Raw genomic sequence first — 17270 nt, forward strand, 5'->3', positions numbered from 1 at the left:
GCGTGCGATTTCATGGGAACGACGAAGTGGAGGGTGGAGCGGTTCAAACGGTGGGGGTGGCACGCGAGAGTTTGTCGCGCAGGTCTTCCAGCTGCGCCTTAAGCGTGCGCAGCTGATCGGGGGAACAGTCCATGGCGCAGAACAGGCCTTCGGGGACGGACTGGGCACGGCTGCGCAGGGCGTGGCCGGCGTAGGTGAGGTGGATCTCGACCTGTCGTTCGTCCTGTGCGGCGCGGGTGCGGGTTACCAGGCCCGCCGACTGAAGGCGCTTGAGCAGCGGCGTCAGCGTAGCCGAATCCAGAAACAGCTTCTCGCCGATGGACGAGACGGTCTGCCCGTCGCGCTCCCACAGCACCAGCATCACCAGGTACTGCGGGTAGGTCAGTCCCAGGGCGGTCAGCAGGCCGCGGTAGGTGCGGCTGAGCGCCAGATTGGTCGAATACAGCGCGAAGCACAGCTGGTTGTCCAACTGCAGCAGGTCGCGGGAAGTGTCCGAGGAGTCCATGGCGCGCAAACTACATCGTGCGCGATTGAATTGCAAGCGATAGGTTTTGCCAGGCTTCAGGTACCGCCGACGAACCCCTGCTGGCGCCAGGCCTCGAACACCATGATCGCCACGGTGTTGGATAGATTGAGGCTGCGGTTGTCCGGCCGCATCGGCAGGCGCAGGCGCTGTTCCGCCGGCAGCGCGTCGAGCACCTCGCCCGGCAGGCCGCGGGTCTCCGGGCCGAACAGAAAGGCGTCGCCCGGGGCGTATTCGATCGTGTCGTAGCGCTGGCGGCCCCGGGTGCTGAGGGCGAACAGGCGGCGCGGTGCGATCGCGGCCAGCGCGGCCGGCAGGTCGTCGTGGACCTGGAGCGCGGCGTATTCGTGGTAGTCCAGTCCGGCCCGTTTGAGCTGGCGATCCTCCAGCGCGAAGCCGAGCGGGCGGATCAGGTGCAGGCGCGCGCCGGTGTTGGCGCACAGCCGGATCACGTTGCCGGTATTGGGCGGGATTTCCGGCTGGTAGAGCAGCACATCGAGTTGAAACGGCGCGCTCATGCGGTACCCAGGCGAGAGGCGGTCACCGTGTAGCGAAGGACGCCGGAGTGCGAAAGAGCCATGCTGCGTGAGCCGAGGGGCGAAGGGCGGCCAAGTCTAGGCTGCCTGCCGACCTCGAGGCGCGCGCGCCGGATCCCGCATCGCGCTGAAGGTCTTGCGATCAAGCTTGCATCGCGCGGACCCGACAAGCGAACGGTATTGCGTGCGGCTCGTGCGCGACTTCGAAGCGTTGCCGACCTTTCCCTGCCACAACGCCCTCGCGGGGCGCCGGACGAGCCGGACGATCGTCAGGATGAAGCGGTAAATCGAAAACCTGCGCTGGCCCAGGCCAAGGGATCTGCCACTAGCACGGCGCCTTGCGAAACTTGCTCGGCATCGATAGGCCTGCCAAGCGCCCGCGTCGAGGGGTGTTGCGTACGGCTTGCGACAACCCGCGCGAGCGCTGCCATCGTCAACCTGCCTTGGGGACTTCCGACCCTCGGCGAATGCTCAGGTGCTGCGAACTACAGAAGGTGCGAACTACAGAAGGACTGCGCGAACCGGCTTCAGCGCGAGGCGGCGCCGCTGATCAGGCTGGCGGCCTGGGTGGCCAGCTGGGCGTTGACCTGCTGCGCCTGCACGGCGGCGACCTGGCCGGCCTGCTGGGACATGTAATAGGCCACGTCTTCGGCGGCCGGGCGCACGGTGACGGCGGCCAGGGTGACCACGCGCTCGGCGCCGCGGGAGGCCTGGTAGTAGGCCAGATCGCTCAGGTCCGGGGTGACCTTCACCGCCGGCAGATCGACCACGCGGGCGCTGCGGGTGGCGTTGAAGTAGGCCAGGTCGGCCGGGTCCGGGCGGACGCTGACGGTCGGGAGGTCGACGACGTGGGCGGCCTGGCTGGCCTGGGCGACGGGCGCGGAGTCCGGCGCACCGTGGCGCGACAGGAGCATGGAGCCGGCGCACAGGGCGAACAGGGAAGCGGCGGCCAGCGGGAGCAGGGTGTTGGTGTTCATGGTGGGTCTCCGTAGTGATGTCGTCAGGTGGTGTGGTAGTAAAGTAAAACACCTAATCAGTTCGGTCAAGCGCGAAGTGATCGGACTTCGCTTGTGTTCAGTAACTGTTCAAGTTTCGAGAGGGCGGTGTTGCGCGGGGCAGAGCAACGCAGGACGCGTGCCAACTCCAAATGATTGTTTTTGAATGGAATTCCGCCGAGCGGTGGAGTGTCCGGTGTCCGCAGCGGTGTCCGCGAACACCTGCTCCGATGCGCGAAACTGTCCGAGGGTTTGGATCGGACGGGCTTGAATCGCCGGCGGCATGCCTGCCGAACGCCAGATCAGACGTCGAACCTGCGACAGGCAGGGGGGCGAATACCCCGATCCCGGCCAGACCCCTTGCGGCAGCAGGCGGCGCGCCTGCGGCTGTCGCCATCGTCAGCGCCCGCATGGCTTGTGGCCTAGTGAAAACACCGGCGCCCGCGCCTAGCATCGCTGGGCTGTTCCTCGTCTACCCGCCCGGCATCGCGCCGCCGCGGGCACTGCATCCACAAGGAGTTCCATGCGCACTTCGACGCGTCCCCAGATCCGCCTGCTGGCCCTGGCCCTTTCCACTGCGCTGCTCGGCGGCGTGGCCACCGGCGCCGTCGCCCAGGCACCGGCCACCACGGCGACCGCCCCGGCCAAGGTCGACATCCCCTATGAGCAGTTCACCCTGCCCAACGGCCTGCGCGTGATCGTGCACACCGACCGCAAGGCGCCGATCGTGGCGGTGAACCTGTGGTACCACGTGGGCAGCAAGGACGAGCCGGCCGGCCGCAGCGGCTTCGCGCATCTGTTCGAGCACCTGATGTTCAACGGCAGCGAGAACGCGCCGGGCGAGTTCTTCGCCCCGTTCGAGCAGGCCGGTGCCACCGACATGAACGGCACCACCAACACCGACCGCACCAACTACTTCGAGAACGTGCCCACCACCGCGCTGGACATGGCGCTGTGGATGGAGTCCGACCGCATGGGCCATCTGGTCGGCGCGATCGACCAGAAGACCCTGGACGAGCAGCGCGGCGTGGTCCAGAACGAGAAGCGCCAAGGCGAAAACCAGCCCTACGGCCAGCTGCGCGAAGTCATCGCGCGCACGATGTATCCGGTGGGCCACCCGTACCACCACACCACGATCGGCTCGATGAACGATCTCAACGCCGCCTCGCTGGACGACGTCAAGACCTGGTTCAAGACCTGGTACGGGCCCAACAACACCGTGCTGGTGCTGGCCGGCGACATCGACCTGGCCACGGCCAAGGAGAAGGCGGCCAAGTACTTCGGCGATATTCCCGCCACGCCGACCATGGCCCAGCCGAAGGTGGACGTGGCCGTGCTCAAGCAGTCCGGCCGCACCGAACTGGAGGACAAGGTGCCGCAGGTGATGGTGCGGCGCATGTGGAACGTGCCGCAGTTCGGCACCAGGGATGCCGACCTGCTCGACCTGGTCTCCGACGTGCTGGGCGGCAGCGCCAGCTCGCGGCTCGACGCGCGCCTGACCCACCAGGACAAGCTGGTGGACAACATCGGCACGGCCAACTACGGCTCGCAGCTGGACGGCAACTTCTATGTCAACGCGCTGGTCAAGAAGGGCGTGGATCCGGCCAAGGTCGAGGCGGTCATCGACGAGGAGCTGCAGCGCCTGATCAAGCAGGGCCCCACGCCCGAGGAACTGGCCCGCGCCAAGACCAACTACCGCGCCGGCTTCATCCGCGGCATCGAGCGCATCGGCGGTTTCGGCGGCAAGGCCGACGCCCTGGCCTCGTGCGCCACCTTCACCGGCGATCCGGGCTGCTTCCGCGAGTCGCTGGCCAACATCGAGGGGGCCAGCGTGGCCGACGTGCGCGCCGCGGCCGCCAAGTGGCTGGGCAATCCCAGCCACACCTTCGTGGTCAAGCCGGGCACGCGCACGCCGCTGGTGGAAGAACCTTCCGCCAAGCCGACGCCGTTCAACGCGCCCAAGCCCGATCCCAAGTACACCACCCTGGCCAGCACCGTGGACCGCAAGGATGGCGTGCCCAAGGTGGAGAGCTTCCCGGCGCTGAAGTTCCCGGCCCTGCAGCGGGCCACGCTCAAGAACGGCAGCACCGTGGTCCTGGCCGAGCGCCACGAGATCCCGGTGGTGGACATCGCCTACGACTTCGACGGCGGCTATGCCAGCGACCACGGCGGCAAGCTGGGCACGGCCGGCTTCACCAACAAGATGCTGGGCGAAGGCGCGGGCGATCTGGGCGCGCTGGCCTTCAAGTCGCGCGCCGAGGAACTGGGCGCGTCGCTGGAATCCGGCGCCTCGCTCGACGGCGCCACCGCCTCGCTGTCGGCGCTGAAGGAGAACCTGGACGCCTCGGTCGGCCTGTTCGCCAGCATGCTGCGCGCGCCGCGCTTCGAGCAGTCCGAGATCGACCGCGTCAAGGCGCAGTGGATCGCCGGCATCGCCCAGGAGAAGGCGCGTCCGCAGACCGCCGCGCTGCGCGTGCTGCCGCCGCTGCTGTACGGCGACACGCATCCCTATGGCATCCCGTTCACCGGCTCGGGCACGGAAGCGGCGATCACCTCGCTCACCCGCCAGGACCTGCTGAACTACCAGCAGCAGTGGCTGCGTCCGGAGAAGGCCACGGTGATCGTGGTCGGCGATACCACGCTGGCGCAGATCGTGCCGGTGCTGGACAAGTACTTCGGCGACTGGAAGGGCGAGGGCGTCGCCAAGGCCGGCGTGGACATCCCGCAGGCCAAGCGTCCGGCCAAGCCGCGCGTGTACCTGATCGACCAGCCCGGCGCGGTGCAGGCCAACATCTACGCCGGCGAGCTGCTGCCTTCCAGCAAGGATCCCGGCGCGGTCAAGCTGGAGATGAGCAACGAGATCCTGGGTGGTTCGTTCACCTCGCGTCTGAACATGAACCTGCGCGAGGACAAGCACTGGTCCTACGGTGCCCGCACCGTACTGGCCGGCGCGCTGGGCCAGCGCCCGTTCCTGTCCATCGCGCCGGTGCAGATCGACAAGACCGCCGAGTCGGTGGCCGAGATGCAGCGCGAGATCGCCGACTACGCCACCGGCAAGGCGCCGGCGACCGCGGCCGAGGTCGACAAGGTCGTGGCCAACGAACTGCGCAGCCAGCCCGGTGCCTACGAGACCGCCTCCGCGGTGATGGGCACCATCGGCAGCATCGTGCGCTACGGGCGTCCGGACAACTGGGTGCAGGTGCGCAATGCGCAGGTCGCCGCGTTCACGCCCGAACAGGCCAATGCCGCGGCCAAGGGCATCGATCCGAATGCGCTCACCTGGGTGATTGTGGGCGATCTGTCCAAGATCGAGGCCCCGGTGCGCGCGCTGAAGCTGGGCGAGGTCAGCGTGGTCGACGCCGACGGCAAGCCGGTGACGGGCAAGTAAGCCGCCGCGCTGCGTGACCCAAGGCCCCGGTCCGCCCAGTGCGGGCCGGGGCCTTGTCTTGCTGTCAGGGCCTTCCGCAAGCGCTTCTATGGGGCTTTCTGCGGCACCTCTTTATTTGGAAGCAACTTTCTCTCAGGTCAGGCTGCGGCCTCCTTGTAGAGCGGAGCTTGCTCCGCTGCTCTTCGTTCGGTTCGTGTGGGGGAAGGCCCCAGCGGAGCAAGCTCCGCTCTACAGAGCACGCGCGCACCCGGGTTTTCGCCTTCCCCATTCATCCAGGCTGCGGCACCATGCAGGCCTTCCATCCGTCCTTGCCTTCGACCGGAGCTCCCATGCGCCTGCTCGTCCTGTCCGCCGCCCTGCTGCCCGTCCTGACCGCCTGCACCTGGGTGGAACTGACCCCGCAGGCCAGCGCGATCAAGGTGCTGCCGGCCGGCACGCCGAGCAGCTGCCAGAAGCTGGGCGAGATCTCGGTCTCGGTGAAGGACAAGGTGGCCTTTTACGAGCGCAACGAGCTCAAGGTCCGCGACGAGCTGGAGACCCTGGCCCGCAACGAAGCCCTGACCCTGCAGGCCGACGCCATCCAGCCCCTGACCGCGCCCACCGATGGCGAGCAGCGCTTCGTCGGACTGCGCTGCCGCTGACAGTTCTGACTGAATAGGTTCACGATACGAACCCGTACGGCGACGTAAGGCGCGCGCACGCGGCATTGCGTGCTGCGTCAAAGATGCGTTAAGGGTGGGAAACCGCTACCCTTGGCGCCCCTTCGCCTCTAGCCTGGGCACTCGTCCAATGCTTTTCCAGAACGTCTCCATCGCGGGACTGGCGCATGTCGATGCGCCGCATGTGCTGACTTCCAAGGAAATCAACGAACGCCTGCAGCCGACCTTCGACCGGCTGGGCATCCGCACCGACGTGCTCAACGACGTGGCCGGCGTGCACGCGCGCCGCCTGTGGGACGACGAGGTGCAGTCCTCGGATGCGGCCACCTTGGCGGCGAAGAAGGCGCTGATCGATGCCGGCATCGGCGCCGAGCGCCTGGGCCTGCTGGTCAACACCTCGGTCAGCCGCGACTTCCTGGAACCGTCCACGGCCTCGATCGTCTCGGGCAACCTGGGCGTGGGCGACCACTGCATGGCCTTCGACGTGGCCAATGCCTGTCTGGCCTTCATCAACGGCATGGACATCGCCGCGCGCATGATCGAGCGGGGCGAGATCGAGTACGCCCTGGTCGTGGACGGCGAGACCGCCAACCTGGTCTACGAAAAGACCCTCGAGCGCATGACCGCGCCCAACGTCACCGAGGCCGAGTTCCGCGACGAGCTGGCTGCCCTGACCCTGGGCTGCGGCTCGGTGGCCATGGTGATGGCGCGCCGCGAGCTGGTGCCCGATGCGCCGGTCTACAAGGGCGGCGTGACCCGTTCGGCGACCGAGTGGAACAAGCTGTGTCGCGGCAACCTGGACCGCATGGTCACCGACACCAAGATGCTGCTGATCGAGGGCATGAAGCTGGCGCAGAAGACCTTCGTGGCCGCGCGTCAGGTGCTGGGCTGGGCGGTCGACGAGATCGACCAGTTCATCATCCACCAGGTCAGCCAGCCGCACACCCAGGCCTTCATCAAGACCTTCGGCATCGACCCGAAGAAGGTCATGACCATCTTCGGCGAGCACGGCAACATCGGCCCGGCCTCGGTGCCGATCGTGCTGAGCAAGCTCAAGGAGCTGGGCCGCCTGAAGAAGGGCGACCGCATCGCCCTGCTCGGCATCGGCTCGGGCCTGAACTGCACCATGGCCGAAGTGGTGTGGTGAGGCGCGGAGCCAAGGCAGGGATCTTCCTTGCCCTGGCGCGACGCTATTCTTAGGTAAAAATACGGCGTATAAATTTCCTTGAGGCGGTGAACTGCGCCTCCAAGGAAAATTTCATGGCGCGCAAGACGACCGGGCATTACGTCTCTGGCTCCCTCGCCGGGAGCCGTTATCAGGCCTTCGTGCCTGATCCGTTGCCGCCCAGCCCGCCGCTGGATTTTTCCCTGGCGGACCTGGTGCCGCGCAAAGAGCGGGCCGACCAGGCCTTGGGGCGCCTGGATGGCATCACCATGATGCTGCCCGACCCGGAGCTGTTCCTTTACCAGTACGTCCGCAAGGAAGCCTTGCTGTCCTCGCAGATCGAAGGCACGCAGTCTTCGCTCTCGGACCTGCTGCTGTTCGAAGTGGACGCAGCGCCGGGTGTGCCCATCGACGATGTCGAGGAAGTCTCCAACTACGTGGCGGCGCTCAACCACGGCCTGCGCCGCATGCGCGAGGACGACTTTCCGCTGTCGTTGCGCTTGATCCGCGAAATGCACGCGCTGCTGCTCAAGGGTGGGCGTGGCGCCGGCAAGCAGCCGGGCGAATTTCGTAAAGGTCAGGTCTGGGTCGGAGGCAGCTCGCCTGCGTTGGCCCATTTCGTTCCGCCACCGCCGGAAGCGCTGCCTGAGTCCCTGTCCGCGCTTGAGCGATTCCTGCATGCCCCACCCGGACAGATGCCGCCGCTGGTCAAGGCAGCGCTGGCGCACGTGCAGTTCGAGACCATCCACCCCTTCAGCGACGGCAACGGGCGGCTCGGTCGCCTGTTGATTACGCTGATCCTGTGCAACGAGGGCGTGCTTCGAGACCCTAGCCTGTACCTGAGTCTGTACTTCAAGCGCCGCCGCGCCGACTACTACGATCGACTCAACGCAGTGCGCGTGAGCGGTGACTGGGAGGGCTGGCTGGGATTCTTCCTCGACGGCGTGGCCGAAACCGCGCAGCAGGCCGTGGACACCGCGCAGCGCCTGCTGGCGCTGCTGGCCCGCGATCGGGCCCGCATCGCCGCCCTGGGCCAGCGCGCCGGCAATGTCGGCCTGGTGTTCGAGCAGTTCGCTCGGCGCGTGGTGCTCACCGTGCCCCAGGTCGCCCCGCGGCTGGCGCTGAGTCGCCCGACCATCCGCGCGGCGGTACGCGCGCTGGAAGACCTGGAGATCGTCAACGAGTTGACCGGACAGCAACGCCACCGCGTTTTCGCCTACCAGCGCTACCTGGACATCCTCAGCGAAGGCGCACAGCCCTTGTGAGCGCACCGAGCGCCTGTCGTTGAGCCACCACGACCTCCGCAATCGAATGCCTGGCAGCTCGCTGCCCGCACCTACGCAACGCTGCCGCGCTTACTGCGCGCCGCAGCACTTCTTGTACTTCTTCCCGCTGCCGCAGGTGCAGGGGTCGTTGCGGCCGGGGGCGGTGTCGCGGCGGATGGGGGTGCGCGGGGTCAGGGCATCGACGCGGTGGTGGTTGAGGTCGGCCAGCATGCCGGGCAGGCTGGCCACGATCGCCAGCCGTTCCTGATAGCCGATCGGCGTGCCCGGTGCGCTCGGGTCGTCGGGGTTGATCGCCTCGCCGCTGGCCAGGCGATCGAGCTGGTCGAAGATCTCCTCGATCCATTCGTTCTCGTCCAGCCACTGGTCCCATTCGGCCTCGCGCAGCTCCACGGCGGTGAAGAAGCCCAGCGCCCAGTCGTGGCCGACATCCAGTTCGTCCTCGTGCAGGGCCTCCTCGCCGGTCAGCTCCGGGTCCTCGGGCAGCCACAGCAGCGGCGCGAGGTGGTCGGGCAGGCTGTCCTCGTCGTGGCGGGTGCGTGCGCTGGCCATGTTCCAGTGGCCCATCAGCAGGGACTGGGCCTGCGCCGCGGCCTCCGCGTCGTCCCAGCGCGGCGCCTTGCCGCCCCAGACCACCGGTTGCCATTCCTCCACGGGGACCGTGGACGGCGAGACGGCCAGCGCCGACAGGAAGCCGTCCAGCGCCTCCAGATTGAAGCCCTTGAAGGGCACCGCGCGCTGGTCGAGCAGATCGGACAGCTGCTCGATCTGGGCGTCGTCGAGGTAGGCGGGAGGAGCGGTAGGCGTGGACATGGCGGAGGCGGCACAGGGACAGTGAGGAGGCGCATGGTAGAGCGCATCGGGGACGCGCGTGTCGTGGCGCGGGGCCGGCCGCTACAATGCGCACCCGCAAACGCCCCTCAAGACCCGCGTGCGCTTCCCCGATTACGACTTCAGCAGCCACCGCTTCGAGGTGCGCCCCGGCATCGGCCTGCACTACCTGGACGAGGGCCCGCGCGAGGGCGAAGTCGTGGTCATGCTGCACGGCAATCCGTCGTGGAGCTATTACTGGCGCCATCTGGTGGCGGGCCTGCGCGATCGCTATCGCTGCATCGTGCCCGACCATGTGGGCATGGGCCTGAGCGACAAGCCCGACGACGGCGGCGGGTTGCGCCATCCGCACGGCAGGCCCGATGCGCACGGCCGCCTGCCGGCCTACGACTACACCCTGCAATCGCGCGTGGACGACCTGCAGGCGCTGCTGCGGCATGCCGGCATCGACGATGCCACGCCGGTGACGCTGGCGGTGCACGACTGGGGCGGCATGATCGGCTTCGGCTGGGCGCTGGCGCATGCGGCGCAGGTTCGGCGGCTGGTGATCACCAACACCGCCGCGTTCCCACTGCCGGCGGCCAAGGCGATGCCGTGGCAGATCGCGCTGGGGCGCGATTCGCTGTTCGGCGCATTTCTCATCCGCGCGTTCAACGCCTTCTCCAGCGGCGCCTCGCGCGTGGGCGTGGAGAGGAAGATGCCTCCGGACGTGCGTCGGGCGTATGTGGCGCCGTACGACAGCTGGGCGCACCGCATCTCGACCGTGCGCTTCATGCAGGACATCCCGCTCTCGCCGGCCGATCGCGCCTGGCCCTTGCTGGAGGCCGCCGGGCGTGCGCTGCCGTCCTTCGCCGATCGGCCTGCCTTCATCGGCTGGGGGCTGCGGGACTTCGTGTTCGACCGGCATTTCCTCGACGGCTTCCGCCAGGCGCTGCCGCAGGCGCAGCTGGCCGCCTTCGAGGATGCCGGCCACTACGTGCTGGAAGACAAGCACGCGGTGCTGGTACCGCAGATCCGCGCCTTCCTCGATGCGCATCCGGTGACGGAACCCGCCTAGCGGTGCGCTCGGTAGGAGCCGCCATGGCGGCTCCCACCACCCACAAGGCTGAGGTTTCCTCAGTCCGCGGGCAGCGGATTGCGCTCGATGTCGCTGACGCCGATCCAGTCGGCCTCGGTCAGCGCATGCAGGCCGTGCGCCAGCCGCGACTTGTCGCATTGCGCGCTGCGCTGGCCGAACTCCAGCGACGCCGGCACCGCCGCGCATACCGAGGGGCGGCGGTCGTGGATGGTGCAGCGGCTGTAGCGGCCGATGTCCGCGTCCAGGGCGATGCAGCGCGGATGGCTTTGCGAGGTGCCGCGCATGACACGCTCGTGGGTGCGCAGCGAGTCGGTCAATTCGACGGGGACGTGTCCGCCCAGGGTCGGCTCGGCCTCGCTCCAGTGGAAGCTCACGCGGAAATAGGCGCAGCAGGCGCCGCAGCTGAGGCAGGGATGCATGGGGGCTGCCGGGCGGCGCGCGGCGAGGTCGGACAAGGGCGCGGATTCTGCCCGAACCGCCGGCGCGCGCAAGCGCTGCGCCTGGTTCAGGCGAGCGGCACCCGGCCCTTCACCGCCCAGGCCAGCGCGGCATAGGCGCGCGGGCCGTCCGCCTCGCCGTCCAGATAGGCCGCGCGCATGGCCGCTTCCAGCCTTGTGCGCCCGGCCGCGTCGAGGCCGGCCACGTAGGCAGCGCCGGGTCCGTCCTTGCCCAGGTACGGGCTCCAGTAGTCCTCGAAGTCGGCGAAGGCCATGCGGATGCCCACCTGCGTCTGCTCGACCTCGACCAGGCCGGCCTCGCGCCAGGCGGCGGCCAGTTCGCCCGGCCGCGTCATCGGCCGGGTGAAGTTGCGGGCGCGCTGCTGCGCCGCGCCCGGATCCAGGGCGGCAGCGGTGTCGAAGAACATCCGGCCGGCGACGAAGCCGCCGCGCGCGTCCCACACGGCCGCCGCCACCGTCGCGCCGGGCCGGGCGACGCGCACCATCTGCGCAACGGCTTGCGCGGGCTGCGGGACGAAGTGCAGCACCAGCAGCGACAGCACCCGGTCGAACACGCCGTCCCGATACGGCAGGGCGCAGGCGTCGCCGACGGCCAAGGCCGGGCGCGGCGGCGGCAGATGCCGGTGCGCGTGGGCGACATAGGCAGGGGTGAGGTCGACCGCATGGACCTCGCAGGACGCCTCGCGGGCGAGCAGCTGCGCCGACAGCGCGCCGGTGCCGCAGCCGACGTCCAGCACCCGTTCGCGCGCGCCGGTGCCGGCGAAGTCGAGGAAGGGCAGCGCGAGCTGGCGGCTCCAGCGGCCCATGTTGCGTTCGTAGCCTGCGCCTTCCGCCGCGGTGTAGGTGGTCGATGCGTGCATCGTCGGTCTACCGCGAAGGGGCGCCTGCGGCCATTGTGTGCAAACGCCCGGTCGTGCGCCATGGGCTGACGCGATCCGCGCGCAGCGGCGACGGCGTGCGCGGCAGCGCCATCGGCGACAATGGCGCGATGACCACCGTCTGCAACATTGCCGCACGGCTGCCCGAACTGGCGCGCGAGCGCCCCGACCAGATCGCGCTGCGCTGCCCGGGCCGCGGCGGGCGCTACGACATCGCGCTGACCTATGCGCAGCTGGACGCGCGCAGCGACGCCATCGCCGCGGGCCTGGCCCGGCACGGCATCGGCCGGGGCACGCGCACGGTGGTGATGGTGCGGCCCTCGCCGGCGTTCTTCCTGCTGATGTTCGCGCTGTTCAAGGCCGGCGCGGTGCCGGTGCTGGTCGACCCGGGCATCGACCGGCGCGCGCTGAAGCAGTGCCTGGACGAGGCGCAGCCGCAAGGCTTCATCGGCATCCCGCTGGCGCAGGCCGCGCGCCTGCTGCTGGGCTGGGCGCGCAGCGCGACCCGGATCGTCACCGCCGGCCCCCGGCTGGGCTGGGGCGGCGTCACCCTGGCCCAGGTCGAACGTGACGGCGCCGGCGCCGGCCCGCAGCTGGCCGCGACCGACGGCGAGGACGTGGCCGGCATCCTGTTCACCAGCGGCTCGACCGGCGTGCCCAAGGGCGTGGTGTACCGGCACCGGCATTTCGTCGGCCAGATCGAGCTGCTGGGCAAGGCGTTCGGCATGGTGCCCGGCGGCGTGGACCTGCCGACCTTTCCGCCGTTCGCGCTGTTCGATCCGGCGCTGGGCCTGACCAGCGTCATCCCGGACATGGACCCCACGCGCCCGGCCAAGGCCGACCCGGCCAAGCTGCACGCGGCCATCCGCCGCTTCGGCGTGACCCAGCTGTTCGGTTCGCCGGCGCTGATGCGGGTGCTGGCCGAGTACGGCCATCCGCTGCCGACGGTGAAGCGCGTGACCTCCGCCGGCGCGCCGGTGCCGCCGGACATCGTGGAGAAGATCCGCGCGCTGCTGCCGGACGATGGCCAGTTCTGGACGCCGTACGGCGCCACCGAATGCCTGCCGGTCGCGGTGATCGAAGGCCGCGAACTGGACGCCACCCGGCAGGCCACAGAGGCCGGCGCCGGCACCTGCGTCGGCCGCCCGGTCGAGCCCAACCTGGTGCGCGTCATCGCCATCGACGATGCGGCCATTCCCGAGTGGCACGGCGTGCGCGAACTCCCGCCCGGCCAGGTCGGCGAGATCACCGTCGCCGGCCCGACCGCCACCGACAGCTACTTCAACCGCGACGCCGCCACGCGCAGCGCCAAGATCCGCGAGACGCTGGCCGACGGCGGCACGCGCGTGGTGCATCGCATGGGCGATGTCGGCTACTTCGATGCCGCGGGCCGACTGTGGTTCTGCGGCCGCAAGACCCAGCGCGTGGAAACCGCCGCCGGGCCGCTCTATACGGAGCAGGCCGAGCCGGTGTTCAACGTGCACGGCGAAGTGCGCCGCACCGCGCTGGTCGGCGTCGGGACGCCGGGCGCGCAGGTGCCGGTGCTGTGCTTCGAACTGCTGCCGGGCGTCTCGCCGCAGCGCGCCGATGCCGTCGCCGCCGACCTGCGCGCCATCGCCCAGCGCCACGCGCATCTGCGCGGCATCGCCACCTTCCTGCGCCATCCGGGTTTCCCGGTGGACATCCGCCACAACGCCAAGATCGGCCGCGAGAAGCTGGCGATCTGGGCCGCCGAACAAGGAGCGATATCCGCATGAAGCTGCTGGTCACCGGAGGTGGTGGATTCCTCGGCCAGGCGCTGTGCCGCGGCCTGCTCGAACGCGGGCATGAGGTCATCAGCTTCCAGCGCGGGCATTACCCGGCGCTGGCGGCGATGGGCGTGGGCCAGATCCAGGGCGATCTGGCCGATGCGCATGCGGTCCGCCACGCGGTGGCCGGGGTCGATGCGGTCTTCCACAACGCGGCCAAGGCCGGCGCCTGGGGCAGCTACGACAGCTATCACCAGGCCAACGTGGTCGGCACCGACAACGTCATCGCCGCCTGCCGCACGCACGGCACCTCGCGGCTGGTGTACACCTCCACGCCCAGCGTCACCCATCGCGCGACCCATCCGGTCGAAGGTCTGGGCGCCGACGAGGTGCCTTACGGCGAGGACTTCCAGGCGCCTTACGCGGCTACCAAGGCCATCGCCGAGCAGCGCGTGCTGGCGGCCAACGACGCCTCGCTGGCCACCATCGCGCTGCGTCCGCGCCTGATCTGGGGGCCGGGCGATCATCAGATCCTGCCGCGCCTGGTCGAACGCGCGCGCAGCGGCCGCCTGCGCCTGGTCGGCGACGGCATGAACAAGGTCGACACCACCTACATCGACAATGCCGCGCAGGCGCATCTGGACGCGTTCGATCACCTGGCGCCGGGCGCGGTCTGCGCCGGCAAGGCCTATTTCATCTCCAACGGCGAGCCCTGGCCGATGCGCGAGGTCCTGAATGCGCTGCTGGCCGCCACCGGCACGCCGCCGGTGCGCAAGTCCCTCTCGTTCAAGACCGCCTACCGCATCGGCGCGACCTGCGAAGTGCTGTGGAAGGCGCTGCCGCTGAAGGGCGAGCCGCCGCTGACCCGCTTCCTGGCCGAACAGCTGTGCACGCCGCACTGGTACAGCATGGAGCCGGCGCGGCGCGACTTCGGCTACGTGCCGCGCGTGTCGATGACCGAGGGCCTGGCCCGCCTGAAGAGCGCGTGGAGCGAATCCGGCTGAATCCTCACGCGGCCGCGATGCGCCAGGCCACAGGCTGGTCGCACGCCGATCCGGCGCGCCACAAGGAATCACCGCCGTGCTTCACTACGCCATCGTCTTTCTGGTCATTGCGCTGATCGCCGGCGTGCTGGGTTTCAGCGGCATCGCCGGAACCGCCTCCAGCATCGCCTGGGTCCTGTTCGTGGTGTTCCTGATCCTGGCCGTGATCTCGTTCTTCCGCAAAAAAGCGTAGGCGACCGCGTCAGAGCGGGCAGGCGAAATAGCCGACCCGCTTGCCGCTGGGCAGGTCGGCCTGGCCGACCTGCTCGAAGCCCAGTCGCTGGTGGAAGGCGACCGAGCCGGGATTGGGCGGGTCCAGATTGATCTCGCACACCAGGCGCGTCTGCTCTTGCAGGCGCGCCTGCTGCTTCAACGCCTCATACAGGGCGCCGGCCAGCCCGCGGCCCTGCGCGTGCTCGGCCACCACGACCCGGTCGATGTAGACGAAGCACTCGAAGCGCGCCGACAGCCAGGCGAAGTTCGGATTGTCGTAGACCGCGTCCTGGTCCAGCGCGATCAGCAAGGCATCGGCCTGACCGCAGGTCCGGGCGAAGCAGGCCATCCCGATCAGTTGCGCGAACTGCGTCGGCGTCTGCCAGGACAGCGCCGCGGCATGGGCGTTGTTGAGCGCCAGCAGGGCCGGCAGATCGGTCGGGGCAACGTCTCGCAGCATGGGCATCCGGCTCACTTGTCCAGCGCCACGCTGCTCGCCAGGGCGCTGTCACGTGCATGACGCTCCTGCGCCAGCTCGATCAGGCGGGTGACCAACTCCGGATAGGTCATACCGCTGGCCTGCCACAGCTTGGGATACATGCTGATGCGGGTGAAGCCGGGCAGGGTGTTGATCTCATTGATCACCACCTCGCCCTGCGGGGTCAGGAACACATCCACCCGGGCCAGTCCGGCGCAGTCCAGCGCCTGGTAGGCCCGCAGCGCGATCTGCTGGATGCGTTGCTGGGTGTCCTCATCCAGCTTGGCCGGCACCACGATCTCGGCGCCGTCCTCGTTGAGATACTTGGTGTCGTACGCGTAGAAGGCGTCGTGCACGACCACCTCGCCGCAGACGCTGGCCTGCGGATCGTCGTTGCCCAGCACCGCGCACTCGATCTCGCGGCCGGCGATCGCCGCCTCCACCAGCACCTTGTGGTCGTAGCGGAAGGCTTCCTCAAGCGCCCTGACCAAGCCTTCCGCCTCGGTCACGCGACTCACGCCGACCGACGAGCCCTGGTTGGCGGGCTTGACGAACAGTGGCAATCCGAGGCGCTGGACCAGTGCTTCGAAGTCGGCCTGCGCCGCGCTGCGCCGGGTCAGGCAAACGAAGGGCGCGACCACCAGTCCGGCGTCGCGCAGCAGACGCTTGGCCACGTCCTTGTCCATCGCCACCGCCGAGCCGAGGACGCCGGAGCCCACGAACGGCAGGTTGGCCACCCGCAGCAGGCCCTGGAGCGCGCCGTCCTCGCCCAGCGTGCCGTGCACGATGTTGAACACCACGTCGATCTGCGCCAGCGCGGTGGCCGCATCGACCGCGCGCAGCTGGCCCTGCGTCGCGCCGGGTACCAGCGCCACTCCGGCTTCGCCGGGTCGCAGCGCGATGCGCTTGGGGTCGTGCGCATGCAGCAGCCAGGCCTGAGGGTCGCAGCGGTGCCATTGGCCCTGCTTGTCGATGCCGATCAGCACCGGCTCGAAGCGCGTCGTGTCCAGCGCCTCGACGATGTTGCGTGCCGACTGCAGCGACACCTCGTGCTCCGCCGACTTGCCGCCGAAAAGAATGCCCACGCGCGTCTTGCCCACCGACCTGTCCATCGCTGCTCTTCAAGGGCGCACAGGATGACCCGATCCGCGGGTCGCTGCCCAGTCGGGGCAGGGGAATGGGGAGGCCAGGCGGACCGCAAGGTTCTTGCTGCGGCGCGACTTAGCGGCAGGTCGACCAGGCGCCGCAAAGCCAGCCCGCGCCCACCGGAGGTATCGACTCGCACGCTTCTGCAGGCCTGCCATCGCGCGGGGCACGCGCATCCCCCGGTTAGAATGCCCGCCATGTCGCCCACCCCCTTCGATGCCCTCAAACTGCTGGCCGGCCGCGCGCTGGAAGCCGCGCTCAACCGTGCCGTCGCGCTCGACCCGGACACGCGCGATGCGCTGGCGCCGTTGGCCGGCCGACGCATCGCCATCGCGCTGGATTCCCCGCCGCTGGCGCTGGAGATCGCCGTGGAGGCCCAGCGCCTGCACGTGGGGCCGGTCGACCCGGCCAGCGAGCCGGACCTGGCCGTGCGCAGCACGCTGGGCGGCCTGCTGGGCCAGCTGCCGTTCCTGCGCCGCGACGATGCCGCGCCGGTCGGCAAGTTGCGCGTGTCCGGCGATGCCGACCTGGCGCGGCGCCTGCAGACGCTGGCCAGGCGCTTCGACCCGGACTGGGCGCAGCCGCTGGTGAGCATGTTCGGCCCGGTGCTGGGCGTGCAGATCGCCGGCGCGCTGCGCACCACCCTGCTGCGCCTGCGCGAGACCGGCAGCGAGCTGGCCGGCAGCGCCGCCGAGTTCGTCACCGAGGAATCGCGCGACGTGGTCGCCAAGGCCGAGCTGGAAGCCTTCCACGACGAGGTCGACGGCCTGCGCGACGATGTCGAGCGCCTGGCTGCGCGCCTGTCGCGCCTGGCGGCGCGCGCATGAGCATGGCGTGGCCGGGGATGA

General features: G+C 69.3%; 17 protein-coding genes. 9 read left to right on the forward strand and 8 right to left on the reverse strand.

The genetic code is table 11. From position 1 onward, the window contains the following. Positions 1–43: 43 nt before the first annotated feature. The 3 genes from WFQ05_RS07825 to WFQ05_RS07835 form a co-directional block, all read right to left on the reverse strand. The gene (locus tag WFQ05_RS07825) at positions 44–505 is read right to left on the reverse strand and encodes a MarR family transcriptional regulator (protein WP_337053353.1); all 462 of its coding nucleotides are present in this window, start codon (positions 503–505) and stop codon (positions 44–46) included. A 56-nt stretch (positions 506–561) separates the two neighbouring features. After that, positions 562–1041, reverse strand: a complete 480-nt coding sequence (gene trmL, locus WFQ05_RS07830; protein WP_130524629.1) for a tRNA (uridine(34)/cytosine(34)/5-carboxymethylaminomethyluridine(34)-2'-O)-methyltransferase TrmL — start codon at positions 1039–1041, stop codon at positions 562–564. A 545-nt stretch (positions 1042–1586) separates the two neighbouring features. Beyond that, entirely contained in the window at positions 1587–2036 is a 450-nt protein-coding gene (locus tag WFQ05_RS07835) for a hypothetical protein (protein ID WP_130524630.1), read from the reverse strand. A gap of 541 nt (positions 2037–2577) precedes the next feature. On the opposite strand from WFQ05_RS07835, the gene WFQ05_RS07840 reads away from it, so the two are divergent. The 4 genes from WFQ05_RS07840 (at position 2578) to WFQ05_RS07855 (ending at position 8531) form a co-directional block, all read left to right on the forward strand. Next, complete coding sequence (locus tag WFQ05_RS07840) at positions 2578–5442, forward strand: pitrilysin family protein (protein ID WP_337053355.1); 2865 nt, start codon at positions 2578–2580, stop codon at positions 5440–5442. Between the two features lie 329 nt (positions 5443–5771). Further along, complete coding sequence (locus WFQ05_RS07845; RefSeq protein WP_130521836.1) at positions 5772–6083, forward strand: DUF4156 domain-containing protein; 312 nt, start codon at positions 5772–5774, stop codon at positions 6081–6083. A gap of 148 nt (positions 6084–6231) precedes the next feature. Further along, the gene (locus WFQ05_RS07850) at positions 6232–7248 is read left to right on the forward strand and encodes a 3-oxoacyl-ACP synthase III (protein ID WP_130521835.1); all 1017 of its coding nucleotides are present in this window, start codon (positions 6232–6234) and stop codon (positions 7246–7248) included. Positions 7249–7361: 113 nt separating this feature from the next. Then, on the forward strand, positions 7362–8531 hold the full coding sequence (locus tag WFQ05_RS07855) for a Fic family protein (RefSeq protein WP_205954319.1): 1170 nt from the start codon (positions 7362–7364) through the stop codon (positions 8529–8531). 90 nt (positions 8532–8621) lie between these two features. Here the strand turns inward: WFQ05_RS07855 and WFQ05_RS07860 are convergent, their stop codons facing one another. Further along, positions 8622–9362, reverse strand: a complete 741-nt coding sequence (locus tag WFQ05_RS07860; protein ID WP_130524632.1) for a UPF0149 family protein — start codon at positions 9360–9362, stop codon at positions 8622–8624. A 118-nt stretch (positions 9363–9480) separates the two neighbouring features. On the opposite strand from WFQ05_RS07860, the gene WFQ05_RS07865 reads away from it, so the two are divergent. Continuing rightward, positions 9481–10437, forward strand: a complete 957-nt coding sequence (locus WFQ05_RS07865; RefSeq protein WP_337053357.1) for an alpha/beta fold hydrolase — start codon at positions 9481–9483, stop codon at positions 10435–10437. Positions 10438–10496: 59 nt separating this feature from the next. Here the strand turns inward: WFQ05_RS07865 and WFQ05_RS07870 are convergent, their stop codons facing one another. Together WFQ05_RS07870 and WFQ05_RS07875 are read right to left on the reverse strand one after the other, a co-directional pair. Next, positions 10497–10877 carry a YkgJ family cysteine cluster protein gene (locus WFQ05_RS07870; RefSeq protein ID WP_130521475.1) on the reverse strand — a complete coding sequence of 127 codons (381 nt, stop codon included), beginning with the start codon at positions 10875–10877 and terminating at the stop codon, positions 10497–10499. 86 nt (positions 10878–10963) lie between these two features. Further along, on the reverse strand, positions 10964–11776 hold the full coding sequence (locus tag WFQ05_RS07875; protein WP_337053359.1) for a class I SAM-dependent methyltransferase: 813 nt from the start codon (positions 11774–11776) through the stop codon (positions 10964–10966). Positions 11777–11904: 128 nt separating this feature from the next. Between WFQ05_RS07875 and oleC the strand changes: the two genes are divergently transcribed. From oleC to WFQ05_RS07890, 3 genes are all read left to right on the forward strand, one after another. Continuing rightward, positions 11905–13551 (forward strand): olefin beta-lactone synthetase, encoded by a 1647-nt coding sequence (gene oleC / locus WFQ05_RS07880; RefSeq protein ID WP_337053564.1) that lies wholly within the window; start codon positions 11905–11907, stop codon positions 13549–13551. Then, a complete protein-coding gene (gene oleD / locus WFQ05_RS07885) occupies positions 13548–14546 on the forward strand; it encodes a 2-alkyl-3-oxoalkanoate reductase (protein WP_337053360.1) in 999 nt (332 codons plus the stop codon). Before oleC ends, oleD begins: the two co-directional genes overlap by 4 nt. A 76-nt stretch (positions 14547–14622) precedes the next feature. Further along, positions 14623–14778 (forward strand): DUF1328 domain-containing protein, encoded by a 156-nt coding sequence (locus WFQ05_RS07890; RefSeq protein WP_130521481.1) that lies wholly within the window; start codon positions 14623–14625, stop codon positions 14776–14778. A gap of 9 nt (positions 14779–14787) precedes the next feature. Here the strand turns inward: WFQ05_RS07890 and WFQ05_RS07895 are convergent, their stop codons facing one another. Next, positions 14788–15258, reverse strand: a complete 471-nt coding sequence (locus WFQ05_RS07895; protein ID WP_337053361.1) for a GNAT family N-acetyltransferase — start codon at positions 15256–15258, stop codon at positions 14788–14790. Positions 15259–15269: 11 nt separating this feature from the next. Next, entirely contained in the window at positions 15270–16376 is a 1107-nt protein-coding gene (gene ddlA / locus WFQ05_RS07900) for a D-alanine--D-alanine ligase (protein ID WP_337053565.1), read from the reverse strand. A gap of 243 nt (positions 16377–16619) precedes the next feature. On the opposite strand from ddlA, the gene WFQ05_RS07905 reads away from it, so the two are divergent. Further along, complete coding sequence (locus WFQ05_RS07905; protein ID WP_337053363.1) at positions 16620–17249, forward strand: SCP2 sterol-binding domain-containing protein; 630 nt, start codon at positions 16620–16622, stop codon at positions 17247–17249. Positions 17250–17270: the final 21 nt, after the last annotated feature.

Origin of the sequence: Pseudoxanthomonas sp. USHLN014 (genome assembly GCF_037153335.1) — a bacterium.
Lineage (GTDB): Bacteria > Pseudomonadota > Gammaproteobacteria > Xanthomonadales > Xanthomonadaceae > Pseudoxanthomonas_A > Pseudoxanthomonas_A winnipegensis.

Bases quoted from the DNA above. Each gene is read 5' to 3' on its own strand.
- WFQ05_RS07825 (WP_337053353.1), bottom strand. From the start codon at position 505: ATGGACTCCTCGGACACTTCCCGCGACCTGCTGCAGTTGGACAACCAG.
- trmL (WP_130524629.1), bottom strand. From the start codon at position 1,041: ATGAGCGCGCCGTTTCAACTCGATGTGCTGCTCTACCAGCCGGAAATC.
- WFQ05_RS07835 (WP_130524630.1), bottom strand. From the start codon at position 2,036: ATGAACACCAACACCCTGCTCCCGCTGGCCGCCGCTTCCCTGTTCGCC.
- WFQ05_RS07840 (WP_337053355.1), top strand. From the start codon at position 2,578: ATGCGCACTTCGACGCGTCCCCAGATCCGCCTGCTGGCCCTGGCCCTT.
- WFQ05_RS07845 (WP_130521836.1), top strand. From the start codon at position 5,772: ATGCGCCTGCTCGTCCTGTCCGCCGCCCTGCTGCCCGTCCTGACCGCC.
- WFQ05_RS07850 (WP_130521835.1), top strand. From the start codon at position 6,232: ATGCTTTTCCAGAACGTCTCCATCGCGGGACTGGCGCATGTCGATGCG.
- WFQ05_RS07855 (WP_205954319.1), top strand. From the start codon at position 7,362: ATGGCGCGCAAGACGACCGGGCATTACGTCTCTGGCTCCCTCGCCGGG.
- WFQ05_RS07860 (WP_130524632.1), bottom strand. From the start codon at position 9,362: ATGTCCACGCCTACCGCTCCTCCCGCCTACCTCGACGACGCCCAGATC.
- WFQ05_RS07870 (WP_130521475.1), bottom strand. From the start codon at position 10,877: ATGCATCCCTGCCTCAGCTGCGGCGCCTGCTGCGCCTATTTCCGCGTG.
- WFQ05_RS07875 (WP_337053359.1), bottom strand. From the start codon at position 11,776: ATGCACGCATCGACCACCTACACCGCGGCGGAAGGCGCAGGCTACGAA.
- oleC (WP_337053564.1), top strand. From the start codon at position 11,905: ATGACCACCGTCTGCAACATTGCCGCACGGCTGCCCGAACTGGCGCGC.
- oleD (WP_337053360.1), top strand. From the start codon at position 13,548: ATGAAGCTGCTGGTCACCGGAGGTGGTGGATTCCTCGGCCAGGCGCTG.
- WFQ05_RS07895 (WP_337053361.1), bottom strand. From the start codon at position 15,258: ATGCTGCGAGACGTTGCCCCGACCGATCTGCCGGCCCTGCTGGCGCTC.
- WFQ05_RS07905 (WP_337053363.1), top strand. From the start codon at position 16,620: ATGTCGCCCACCCCCTTCGATGCCCTCAAACTGCTGGCCGGCCGCGCG.